Origin of the sequence: Lysinibacillus sp. CNPSo 3705, assembly GCF_028674935.1 — a bacterium.
Classification (GTDB): Bacteria; Bacillota; Bacilli; order Bacillales_A; family Planococcaceae; genus Lysinibacillus.
The window spans coordinates 1-256 of sequence record NZ_JAQZSD010000235.1 but is presented as its reverse complement, the minus strand read 5'-3'; the positions used below and the strand labels follow the sequence as shown (position 1 = coordinate 256).

The 256-nt window shown below is 46.1% G+C and carries 2 rRNA genes; both read left to right on the top strand.

Annotated features, from left to right (window positions below):
- Window positions 1-97 (top strand): 23S ribosomal RNA (locus tag PVA17_RS25200); the annotation flags it as partial.
- A gap of 61 nt (window positions 98-158) precedes the next feature.
- Window positions 159-256 (top strand): 5S ribosomal RNA (gene rrf, locus PVA17_RS25195); the annotation flags it as partial.

Sequence of the window (256 nt, the reverse complement as noted above, 5' to 3'; positions counted from 1 at the left end):
GTAAGATCCCTCAAAGACGATGAGGTAGATAGGTTCGAGGTGGAAGTGTGGTGACACATGGAGCTGACGAATACTAATCGATCGAGGACTTAACCAAAACGTTTGAAACATTCAATGCACCGTTTATCCAGTTTTGAAAGAGCAATTCTTTCAATATGTCTAGTGATGATGGCAAAGAGGTCACACCCGTTCCCATACCGAACACGGAAGTTAAGCTCTTTAGCGCCGATGGTAGTTGGGGGCTTCCCCCTGTGAG